The following is an 11,656-nucleotide window of genomic DNA, read 5'->3' as shown; positions in this document are numbered from 1 at the left end:
TAAAATACACGACAGAAAGGCGGTGAGGTAATGGAAAATCAACAAAATATTATGCCGTGCGATTTGGAAGCTGAGAGAAGTGTAATCGGTGCGATGATAATCGACGAGAGAGCTGTGGATGATGCGGCAGAAATCGTGGAGCCGATAGATTTTTATTCTACGAAATACCAAGAAATCTACAAGGCGATTTTGCAAGTAATCGACGAGAAAAAGCCTGTGGATTACATTACATTGGAAGACAAATTAAAATCCAATAATATGTACGAAATTATCGGCGGGATTGATGAGCTTATCAGCATTTCAGAAGCTGTAGGAAGTGCTGTGAATGTAAAATACTACGCAGATATTATAAAAAGCAAGGCAATTATCAGGAATTTGATGCGCGTGTCACAAGATGTCATTGATATGTCCATTGCCAACAATTCCGTTGGTGAAGTTTTAGAATACGCTGAGAGTAATATTTTCAAAATCAGTCAGAACCGAAACCACCAAGATTTGGTTCCAATCCAAGAAATGTTGGAGCCAACTCTTGCACGAATTGGCGAAATGAGTATGACCCAAGGACAATTAACCGGCGTTACGACTGGGTTGATTGATTTGGATAGACAACTTTCAGGTCTTCAAAACTCAGATTTGATTTTACTTGCAGCGCGTCCTGCAATGGGTAAAACATCACTTGCGCTTAACATTGCATACAAGGCTAGTGTTGAACATCAAGTTGCGATTTTCTCTCTTGAAATGAGTAAGATGCAATTGACTCAAAGATTATTGTCTGCTCTTAGTAACATTAATTTGTCGGAACTTGTGTCTGGTAAAATTACTGAGTGGACAAATCTCGGACAAGCAGCACAATTATTAGCAGAAAGTAATATGCATGTCGATGATACTTCGTCGATTTCGCTTAATGAGCTTCGTTCCAAATGCAGAAAATTAAAAGCACGTGGACAATTGGATTTGGTGATTATAGATTATTTGCAACTTATGACTACCAATTCCAGAAGTGAGAACAGACAACAAGAAATCTCCACGATTTCAAGAGGACTCAAAGGTTTGGCGAAGGAATTAAATTGCCCGATTCTAGCGTTGAGTCAGTTGTCACGTGCGCCTGACCAAAGACCGAACCACAGACCGGTCATGAGTGACCTTCGTGAATCTGGGGCGATAGAACAAGACGCGGACGTTGTGTTGATGTTGTATCGTGATGATTATTACGATCCTGAAACTGACAAGCCAAACATCGCGGAAATTATCGTCGCAAAACACAGAAACGGTCCAACGGGAACTGTGGATACTTTATTCGACAAGGAACACACGAAGTTTATGGATTTGGACAAGCAAATGCCCGATGTAGGAGCGTTTGACAAATGATAACTACTGAGAGGTTAACGTTAGAAGATTTTACGTTGGACGATGCATTTGAAATCGAACAATGGGGAAAACACACAGACGAACGACTTATCGATTACAATTTGTCAGATTTGGACGATTTTGAAATAAAAATGTGGTATCGCCAAAAAAGAGAAATGAAAACTCAAAAATATTTTGCGATTAGGGACAAATCTCGCAAATTAGTAGGATATGTGGGTCTGAAACAATACGACAAGTTCACGAAAACAGCGTTTTTGGGTATTGTTTTGGATCCAAATGAAATGGACAAATCATACGGCGAAGAATCCATCAAAGCTTTGATTAACATTGGGTTTAAAGTTTACGGATTGGACAGGATTTTCTTGAATGTGAATAATTTCAACAAAAGAGCGATAAAATGCTACGAAAAATGTGGATTCAGGAAGTTTTGTAGTTACGAAGAAGTGTTCGAAAATCAAAGATTGGACACGCACGACGAAGAATTCGATGAATTTTTTATCGTCAAAGACGGTACGATTTTTTCGAAGAACACTACGATGGCGATTGATAATAAGAGGTGATTTTATGAAATATAGTGTAGAAAAATTTAAAATAGATTTGGGCGAAACACCTATTGAAAATATATTTTTGAATCAATATCTTCAAGTAGCCACAGGAAATCAACTAAAAGTGTATTTGTACGCGTACAAGCTTGCCAAGGATACTTCGGCGAACGTGGATATTTCAGACGAAGAAATCGCGAAGGCGTTGGATTTGACTGAAAGCGAAGTATCTGAGTGTTGGAATTACTGGCTGGACGAGGGAATTATCAAACGATACACTGACGCAGAGACACAAACTAACCACACGGTTTTTTTGAGTTTGAGACAATTGTATCTTGGAATTACAAATCCTGAGCCAGATGAAAGTCAGAAGACTTACATTCCACAAAATAGTCAAGAAATCAAAGAGATGTTCAGAGATATCGAAGACATCAGAGATATGGAATTATCCAAATCAGAAATGGAGCGAATTTTGGAACACATTTCCACTTATCACCAAACACCAGAGTTGGTGGTGACAGCTTTTCATTATTGTACAACTAATCCGAACACGAAAAACAATACGAATTACGTTTTGCAAGTTCTCAGAAATTGGAAGCTTGACGGTATCATGACGTTGGAACAATGGCAAGAAGAAAACAACAAAAAGCAACAAAGAAAAACGAAAAAGAGAACTTACTACAGACCGAAGACTAACGATATTGAAAACAAGGCTACAAATATTAACTCGAAATTTTTGAACGATTTTATCAAGAAATCAAAAGAGCAAAAGGATAAATAATAATGAGCTACGCAAAAGAAGCCAACAGAATATTGGAAGATTACAGAAATCAATCCAAAAAAGAATTGGACATGAGATTTGATGAAGTTTTTCGAAAAGTTCCAGAATACGAGAATTTGCTCCAACACCGAAACGAGATTGGATACGAATATCTGAAAAAAAGCATCAAAGCTGACAAGGAAGAATTAAAGAATTTGGAAGATGAAATCAAATCCACTGAAGAAAAAATGCACAAATTGCTCATATTAAGTGGGTTTCCAAGTGATTATTTGAACTTGAAGCATCGCTGCGACAAGTGTGAGGATACTGGAGTTTACAACGGAAAAATGTGTTCTTGCAAGAAAACAATCATGGTAAACATTGCACGTGAAAAAAGTTCACTTAACGAGCAAATGAAACAACAAAACTTTGATAGATTTGACATCAACGTTTTTGATACGAAAAAAGACAGCGCACAAGGAATGTCCCAACGTGAAAACATGGAAGCAATCAGTGAGAATTTGAAATATTATTCCAAGAATTACACGAAAAACGCGAAGTCGCTGTTGTTGTACGGACAAGTTGGAACTGGTAAAACATATTTGTTATCGTGCATGGCGAAAGAAATCATTGAAAACGGATTTTCTGTGATTTATTTGTCTGCGATGCAATTGTTGAAGCAACTTTTTTCGATAAGATATCAGAATTTCAACGAGAAACCACAACCAGAAGTTGAAGATATTATCTACAACTGCGATGTGCTTATGATTGATGATTTGGGAACGGAAAATTCCACAGAAACCAACATCAGCTTACTATTTGATCTTTTAAATTACAGAATTCAAAACCAAAAAACTACGATAATTTCGACAAATATCGACCTTGATGATTTGACAACACAATACGATCAGAGAATTTCATCGAGAATCAAGGGCGAGTTCATACCGATACAATTTTTCGGCAGGGATATAAGAGAAGAGAGGTTCAAAAACGGACTATGATTTATGTAACAGCTGAACAAATGAGACAAATCGACCACTACACGATTCACGAAATCGGAATTCCATCGATTGTGTTGATGGAAAACGCCAAAGCGCAAATCTCCAAACACATTTTGGACAAGAAATTCGACAAAGCGTATGTGTTTGCATCTGTTGGAAACAACGGTGGAGATGGCTTGGCAGTTGCAAGGGATATTTACAACGAAGAACGATGTGTGAAGGTGTATGTGATTGGAAGGCTAGAAAAAGCATCGACGGATTTTAAAATCAATTACGATATTTTGAAAAAATTAGACGTTGAGATTGAATTTGTAGACGAAAACACGAAATTCGACATCACAGAAAATGATTTGATTGTCGACAGCATTTTTGGAACGGGACTCAAAAGAGACATCGAAGGAATTTACAAAGATGTAATCGACATGATTAACGACACACAAGCATTCGTTGTGAGCGTGGATATGCCATCGGGGTTGGATTCTGATGAAAATAAAATCCACAACGTAGCAGTGAAGGCAGATCTTCTTGTGACATTGCAATTACCGAAAAAGTCGTTGCAAGAGTACGAGGGAGAATACGTCGTGGAAACCATAGGTATACCGGAAAAATCAATTAAACATGTATTAAATAACGCTTCGTAAGAGGCGTTATTTTGGTGGGTAAGGAAATAAAAGTTGCAAAACGCTTAATCGACTACGAAAATTGGCAAATTCTAATCTCGAAATCCTAAAATTTGAAGCTCGCTACGCTCAAGCGGTGCAATTCTTTAACGTTTCATTTCGCTTGAATTTGTATTTGTTTTCTCCAGATGATATTCGATGCAATAAGGCTTAACTAAATTGCAACAAGAAAACGCCTTACGAAGCTTTGCGCAGTACATGTTTAATTGATAGAGAAAAAAGAGGGGATGTGTGTGAAATTTTACAAAATTTTCAACTCAAAATATGTTAGCAATAAAAAGTAGAAACCGATTTGGATAGGAATTTGTTATAAGCAAAAACATCGTAAAGGAGCGAATCGTTCGGAAAAAATTGCTTTAAATTCAAGCGAAATGAAACGTAAAAATCGCGCTGTTTGAGCGTTAGCGAGTTCGCGATTTTAGTTTCATGAGCGTTGAATTTATCAATTTTTGTAGTCAGATGAGCGATTTACGAGTTTTTGGTAAACTTTCTTTATCGACAAATAAATCGGTTTATACTTTTTAGCGACTCATTTGCATTGAGTTTAATTATTTGGTAAAATTACTGTTGCCTAGTTAAAACTGAAATTTATTTCAGGACTTGTTTGAGAGCTCCAAGTATAAAAAAACAGGGCGTTATTTTTGAGTTCTCCTATATTTTATTAGGAGGTTTTTTTATTGAGAAAAACGAATACGAAATTGTTGACTACTATAGCGATTTGCGTTGCAATCAACTGCCTTGGTGCTTTTATCGCTGTTAGTACGAAGGTTCCTTTGTTATTGGATCACATAGGATCCCTATTAGTGTGTATGTTATTTGGATGGAAATACGGGGTTGTGACGGCGTTTTTGTCATCTGTTATGAATCAAGTTCTTTTCGATCCATTTGCGCTTCCATTTGCTCCTACGGGTATGCTTATGGTGTTTATGGTTGGAATTTTGTACGAAAAGGGATATTTCAAGAAATTGCACACTATTCCTGCACTTTTATTGGCTGTACTTCCAGGCGCTATTTTGGGTGCTATTATTCAAGGATATATTTTTGGTGGGGTTACAAGCTCAGGAAGTGATGTTATCGTAAGATTCATGATCAACAAGGGTATCAATCCAGCTGCAGCATCTTTTATCAACCAATATTTTATGGAATTTGTGGACAGACTTATTTCATTTAGTGTCGTGATGACTGCTGTTAAGAGGATTAAGCTTGAATCGATACGCTAAGATTGAGGAAAAATTAAAACGCGAGATTGTGCTTTTGAAAGGCAGACCATGTTTTTGGGGCAAATGCACTTTTTGCGATTACATTGAAGACAATACGATGGATATGGATGATGCTGTTCGTGAAAATCGTGAGATTCTTCAAAATGTGACTGGCGAATTCGGTGTTTTGGAATGTATTAATTCGGGAAATGTGTTCGAACTTCCAGAACAGACGAAAATCGACATCAAGAATTTAATTCATAAGAAGAATATTCACACATTGGTTTTCGAAGCGCATTATATTTTCAAAAATAGACTTCACGAAATCAGGGAGTTTTTCGGCTGCGAAATTTTGTTTAAGACGGGGATTGAATCGTTCGATTACGATTTTAGAGAAAATGTCCTCAACAAAAACGCGAAATTTACTGATGTAAAAGAGGTGTCCGATTATTTTGATTCGGCTTGTTTAATGGTTGGAATCAAGGGTCAAACTAAGGAGATGATTGAAAAAGACATTGAGATTGGTTTGGCTAATTTCAAATGGATTACTATTAATATTTTCATAAATAATTCTACGCCAATTAAAAGAGATGATGAGCTTGTGAAGTGGTTTTTGGAAAATCACTACGATTTGAAAAATCATCCGAAAGTCGAGATGTTAGTTGAAAACACTGATTTGGGAGTTGGTTAAACTTCCGTCAGTGTTTTTTATTTGATTTTAATATATAATAATGTTAATAGGATATGGGAGGAAATATGAAAAACAAATTATTTAAAATCGCATTTGTGATTTTCGCTGTCGTATTTGTCACATCTTGTTCGAAGAAAATGCCAGAAATTACCGAAGAAAACAAGGCTTATGTGGCAGATTATTTGAATGACGGATTCAAAAATGTGGACATTTCAAAAGACGGTAGGTTGGAAAAATCAGATGTCGAAAAAATCGCAGCGAACTTTAACAAGCCGTACGATTATAATGGCGAAGATGTTGTAAATTCGTTGGATACATTTTTCTACGGGGAGAGCTTCGCATCACCAAAAGATATCACGCTTAAAAATTTCGTGGCGAATTTTCCAAGCAAAACGCTGGATCCTGACAAGGACAAATCCAAGATAGACGAATTGAAGAAACAAAATCCAGACGCGTTCAAAAAAACAAGAGAAAACGCAAAGATTTTGAAGGTGGACAGGAATTTGGTGGACGCTGTGTTGATAAAATATGCGAATATTTCATCAGATGATGTCACAAACAAAGAAAATGTCGTGTATTCTAAGGATGACAATTCGTATTATGTGATGGAAAATGATGAAGAGTGGGCGTTTGAGCCAGTGGTGTGCAAAATCAATTCCAAGGAAATTATTTTAGAAGATGATATCAAATCGGAACTTAAACTTGTACAAAAAAGTGGTAAGTTTTTTATAAAATCTTTTGAATTATCTCCTAATGCTTGTTGTGAATAAGGGATTATTATGCTATAATGTAATAAAAGGTACTGTACAAAGCAAAGGGAGGAAATTATGATTACTTTAGCATTTGTTATTTTGATAGTTATTCTATCAATAGTTTTCGCAGCTATTTTGGGAACTTTTGGTTTGATATTGGGATTAGGCGGCGCAATTGTAGGAATTTTGGTTGCAATTGGAGCTGTTGCCTACTCATTTTTGAAAGTTTTCATCAAAATAGCATTAGCAGTGTTGGTAATTAGATTTATTTACAGAAGATTTTTCGCAAAAGAAGAAATATAAAGGAAGTGGAGTATGGATAACAAATATTTAAAATACATTTTGTACATATTCTTGGCTATTTTGGCTTTGAATATCATGATGGGAATTATGGGAATAACTGTTAGTATTTTGAAATTCTTGATGAAAGTATTCTTGGTTTTAGTAGTAATAGGATATGTGGCAAAATTTTTCCAAAATGCAGACAAAGATATGTAGAAAATAACACTGAGCAAATCTTTTGAGATGAGCTTGGTGTTTTTTGTTTTTTAAGACAGTTTAGAAATGGTGTTGCTTGGGGTTGAAATAGATAAACAAATCAGATTAGCATTTTGTACGAACATCTGACTACAAAAACAAAGAAATTCATCGCTTGTGAACCTAAAATCTCAAGCGCAAGCTTCGCTTTGGCGCGAGTGAGATTTTTTGACGGTTCCCTTCGCTGGAATTTCTGATTGTTTTTTCCGTATGATGTTCTTAACAAAAACGCTAATCTGATTATGAATCTATGAACAAATTTCTAAATGCAAAATGCTAATATGAATATAAAAAATCATTCTAATTATTGCAATTCACATTGTGATATAAGATAATTTAGGTATAGAGGTGAATTATGAAAAAACACAAGCGTAAATTGTTTTTAATTCTTGGAGTCATTCTTTTGGCGTTTTGTTTATTCTTATTTAACTTGCGTGGCTATAGAATTTTACAATCCAGAACTTTTAGAAAATTTTACGATAGAATTGATTTCAAAATAGATACTAAAGAGTTGAAGATTCCAGAAGATGCACTTGCTTTCTCGGTATATGACATGAATAAAGGAAAATACTTGTTTTATGAAGGCGGTGGACAATTACCAACTGTTGCAAGCTTATCGAAGCTTTTTGCGATTGATTACGCACTAACGAAGGTAAAATTAGATGACACCATCGAAGTAAACCGAGAATTGCTTGAGCTTGTTCCCGAAGGCTCATCACTAGCCCATTTGAAAGTCGGAAAGTACACAGCCGAGCAAATAATGCAGGCTATGCTTGTGCCATCTGGAAATGATGCGGCTTTTGCGTTGGCATACAACATCGGCAAAAAAGACTTGGGAGATGGTTACAGTGCAAAAAAATACGTGGATTATTTTGTAAAAAATCTCAGCAAGTACCTCGCAGATGAAGGTTACAGCAAAACCCACTTGTTCGATCCGAGTGGATTTTCCATACAAGCAGATACTAATTTAAAAGATATTAATAGAGTAACGCTCAAACTTATTGATTACGATTTTGTAAAAAAATGTATGGGAAAGAGTTCTTTTAGCATAAAAACTTCTCAGGGAGAATTTACATGGGAAAATACTAATGAATTTTTGGATCCAAAATCAGCGTTCTACAATAAAGATATAAAAGGCGTCAAGACTGGAACCATGGCTTCGTCGTATAATATCGTTGTTTTGTATGAGAAAGATGGCGAGAAATATCTAATAACTTGTCTTGCATCTCACACCAATGAAGACAGGTATAAGGCTGTTCAATCGGCTATAAACACAATTATAAATAAAAAATAAGAGATGAAAACAGATTAGCGTTTAAAATGCTGATCTGTTTTTTAAAAATTTATTGTATTCATTAAATCATATTAGCATTTTTGCTAAGATGCAAATTAAATGCAATCTGTATTTAAAAAATCTAAAAACGTTGTAATTGAGCTATACATTGACACAACTAGATTATTTGTGGTAAAATATACATTAATATAGTTGAATATTGCAGTTGATGAAGAAATAGTAATTATTGGAGTAATTCAGAGAGCTTATGTGTGGTGCGAATAAGTATATGAAGATAATGAATCTAACTTCTATGCGTTATTAGTTGAGAGAGCTTATGCTAATTAGGGTGGCAGTCGCGGAAACGTAATTTTCGTCCCTTGGTATGAGTTTTTTTATTGTTTTATAAGGAGAAAGTTATGTTAGATATTAAAAGAATTAGAAACAATCCAGAAGAAATCGTTGAAGCGCTTAAAAAAAGAAGAGGAGAATATCCAATTCAAAAACTTTTGGATACTGATGAAAAAAGACGTGAAGTTATTCAAAAAGTAGAATCAATGAAGGCGGAACAAAACAAATTATCTAAACAAGTTCCACAAATGAAGAAAAACGGAGAAGATACTACAGAACTTTTCAAAAACTTGAAGAAGTTATCTGATGATATCAAATCTATGGATGACGATTTGAAAGATATCGACGAAGAAATCAGAGAATATTTGATGGAAATTCCAAACACTCCTAACAAAGATGTTCCTGTTGGTTTGGATGATACTGAGAATTTGGAAATGAGAAAATGGGGCGAACCAAGAAAATTTGATTTTGATATTAAGGCTCACTGGGATTTGGGCGTTGACTTGGATATTTTGGATTTCGAAAGAGCAACTAAGATTTCCAAATCAAGATTTAGCGTGTTCAAAGGAAAAGGCGCACGACTTGAAAGAGCTTTGATGAATTTCATGGTGGATCTTCACACTGATAAACAAGGTTACACTGAAATGAATACTCCAGTATTGATGAGTCCAAGTGCGATGATGGGTACAGGTCAAATTCCAAAATTCAAAGAAGATATGTTTTACTGCGAAAAAGACGACATGTATCTTGCTCCTACTGCAGAAGTTCCTGTAACTAATTTATTGGCAGGAGAAATTTTGGAACAAGGAAGTTTGCCAATTTATTACACAGCATTTACTCAATGTTTCAGAAGAGAAGCAGGAAGTGCTGGACGTGACACAAGAGGTTTGATCAGAAATCACCAATTTGAAAAAGTCGAAATGGTAAAATTTGTTGAACCTTCTACAAGTTATGACGAATTAGAAAAACTTACAAATAACGCAGAAGAAATCTTGCAATTGTTGGAAATTCCATACAGAGTTGTTAGACTTTGCTCTGGAGATTTGGGATTCTCATCTGCAATGACTTATGACGTTGAAGTGTGGATGCCAAGTTATAACAGATACGTTGAAATCTCAAGCTGTTCAAACTTTGAAGATTTCCAAGCAAGACGTGCAAATATCAGATATCGTGACGAAAATAATAAGCCACAATACGTTCACACATTAAACGGTTCAGGACTTGCTATTGGACGTTGTTTTGCAGCTGTAATCGAAAACTATCAACAAGCTGACGGAAGTATAAAAATTCCTGAAGTGCTACAAAAATACACAGGATTTGATATAATAGACTAGTAAACTAAAATTAAGATAGGAAAAGAAATGAAGGCTTATATAATCGCTAGAGGATATCCGACGGATAAATACAAAATGAACGGAATATTTGAATTGGATCAGGCAATTGCACTAGCAAAAAAAGGCGTAGAAGTTGTGTTGATTGCACTTGATTTCAGATCACTTAGACGTTTTCGCAAATATAAAAGTGAATATTTTATAAGAGATAATGTCAAAGTGTATTCCTTTCATTTTCCGATTGGAAGATATATAGTCAAAAGCCTTTATGACTTTTCTTATTTGGTACTGAGACATTTCTACAAAAAAGTGGAGAAAATCGAAGGAAGACCGGATGTAATCCACACTTATTTTACAGACCAAGGATATTACGCATCCAAACTTGCTAAAGAGTTGAACATTCCATTCGTACTTACAGAATGCAATTCTGTTGTAAATCAAGACACTATCAAACCTTCTTACAGAAGAATCGCCGAAGAAACTTACGACAGGACAGACGGGCTTATAACTGTAAGTCCCAAATTCAAAGAGAAAATCAAAGAAGAATTTGGAAAAGATTCCACGGAGATTGCGATTATTCCAAATCTTACGATTTTCAAAAACAACGAGAATTTCAAAAGAGGAGACATCTTCAACATCGTATCCACTGGGAATGTAATCACGACAAAAGGTCCACAAGAATTAATCGAGGCGTTCAACATTGCTTTTTCGAACGATAAGCATGTGAAGCTTACGATTTATGGGGACGGATTTTTGCGAAAACCGTTACTTAAAATGGTCGAAGAGTTGAATTTGACAGACCAAGTATTTCTTCCTGGATCAACAAAAAGAGAAAAAATCGTTGAAGGCTACAATAATGCGGATATGTTTTGCTTGTATTCGTATTCAGAAACTTTTGGGTTGGCGTATTTGGAAGCATTGTCTGCAGGATTACCTGTGGTTGCTAGCAAGTGCGGTGGGCCAGAACATTTAATAAATGAAGAAAATGGAATATTGGTTGATAGATTTAACGTTGAGAAGTTAGCCGAAGCGTTAAGATATATGCACGATAATATTGAAAAATACGACAGGGAAAAAATATCACACGATATCAAAGAAGTATATTCCGAAGAAAAAATTACAGATGATGTAATAAAAGTGTACGAAGAAGTTATATCGAAAAGATGAGGTG

The 11,656-nt window shown here is 35.5% G+C and carries 13 protein-coding genes; all 13 read left to right on the top strand.

Going from position 1 to position 11,656, the window contains the following annotated elements; translation table 11 throughout:
* Positions 1 to 30: 30 nt before the first annotated feature.
* The 13 genes from dnaB (at position 31) to HMPREF0391_RS05010 (ending at position 11,652) form a co-directional block, all read left to right on the top strand.
* Entirely contained in the window at positions 31 to 1,368 is a 1,338-nt protein-coding gene (gene dnaB, locus HMPREF0391_RS05070; protein ID WP_002835843.1) for a replicative DNA helicase, read from the top strand.
* Positions 1,365 to 1,928: a GNAT family N-acetyltransferase gene (locus HMPREF0391_RS05065; RefSeq protein WP_002835842.1), complete on the top strand. Its 564-nt coding sequence runs from the start codon at positions 1,365 to 1,367 to the stop codon at positions 1,926 to 1,928. Before dnaB ends, HMPREF0391_RS05065 begins: the two co-directional genes overlap by 4 nt.
* Before the next feature lie 4 nt (positions 1,929 to 1,932).
* Positions 1,933 to 2,691 (top strand): DnaD domain protein, encoded by a 759-nt coding sequence (locus HMPREF0391_RS05060; protein WP_035109355.1) that lies wholly within the window; start codon positions 1,933 to 1,935, stop codon positions 2,689 to 2,691.
* A 2-nt stretch (positions 2,692 to 2,693) separates the two neighbouring features.
* Positions 2,694 to 3,671: an ATP-binding protein gene (locus tag HMPREF0391_RS05055; protein WP_002835840.1), complete on the top strand. Its 978-nt coding sequence runs from the start codon at positions 2,694 to 2,696 to the stop codon at positions 3,669 to 3,671.
* Positions 3,668 to 4,312: an NAD(P)H-hydrate epimerase gene (locus tag HMPREF0391_RS05050; protein WP_002835839.1), complete on the top strand. Its 645-nt coding sequence runs from the start codon at positions 3,668 to 3,670 to the stop codon at positions 4,310 to 4,312. The genes HMPREF0391_RS05055 and HMPREF0391_RS05050 overlap by 4 nt, the downstream gene beginning before the upstream one ends.
* A gap of 716 nt (positions 4,313 to 5,028) precedes the next feature.
* Positions 5,029 to 5,571, top strand: a complete 543-nt coding sequence (locus HMPREF0391_RS05045) for an ECF transporter S component (protein ID WP_002835837.1) — start codon at positions 5,029 to 5,031, stop codon at positions 5,569 to 5,571.
* Positions 5,555 to 6,241 carry a hypothetical protein gene (locus HMPREF0391_RS05040; RefSeq protein ID WP_002835836.1) on the top strand — a complete coding sequence of 229 codons (687 nt, stop codon included), beginning with the start codon at positions 5,555 to 5,557 and terminating at the stop codon, positions 6,239 to 6,241. Before HMPREF0391_RS05045 ends, HMPREF0391_RS05040 begins: the two co-directional genes overlap by 17 nt.
* A 65-nt stretch (positions 6,242 to 6,306) precedes the next feature.
* The gene (locus tag HMPREF0391_RS05035) at positions 6,307 to 7,011 is read left to right on the top strand and encodes a hypothetical protein (RefSeq protein WP_035109354.1); all 705 of its coding nucleotides are present in this window, start codon (positions 6,307 to 6,309) and stop codon (positions 7,009 to 7,011) included.
* Between the two features lie 57 nt (positions 7,012 to 7,068).
* Complete coding sequence (locus HMPREF0391_RS05030; RefSeq protein WP_002835834.1) at positions 7,069 to 7,296, top strand: hypothetical protein; 228 nt, start codon at positions 7,069 to 7,071, stop codon at positions 7,294 to 7,296.
* 12 nt (positions 7,297 to 7,308) lie between these two features.
* Entirely contained in the window at positions 7,309 to 7,491 is a 183-nt protein-coding gene (locus HMPREF0391_RS05025; RefSeq protein WP_002835833.1) for a hypothetical protein, read from the top strand.
* Positions 7,492 to 7,885: 394 nt separating this feature from the next.
* The gene (locus tag HMPREF0391_RS05020; RefSeq protein WP_002835832.1) at positions 7,886 to 8,824 is read left to right on the top strand and encodes a serine hydrolase; all 939 of its coding nucleotides are present in this window, start codon (positions 7,886 to 7,888) and stop codon (positions 8,822 to 8,824) included.
* A 398-nt stretch (positions 8,825 to 9,222) separates the two neighbouring features.
* On the top strand, positions 9,223 to 10,488 hold the full coding sequence (gene serS / locus HMPREF0391_RS05015) for a serine--tRNA ligase (protein WP_002835831.1): 1,266 nt from the start codon (positions 9,223 to 9,225) through the stop codon (positions 10,486 to 10,488).
* A 27-nt stretch (positions 10,489 to 10,515) separates the two neighbouring features.
* Positions 10,516 to 11,652: a glycosyltransferase gene (locus HMPREF0391_RS05010; protein ID WP_002835830.1), complete on the top strand. Its 1,137-nt coding sequence runs from the start codon at positions 10,516 to 10,518 to the stop codon at positions 11,650 to 11,652.
* Positions 11,653 to 11,656 lie beyond the last annotated feature (4 nt).

Source organism: Finegoldia magna ATCC 53516 (assembly GCF_000159695.1).
GTDB lineage: Bacteria > Bacillota > Clostridia > Tissierellales > Peptoniphilaceae > Finegoldia > Finegoldia magna_F.
Note: the sequence above shows the minus strand (reverse complement) of the source record. Positions and strands in the feature narration are given on the sequence as shown.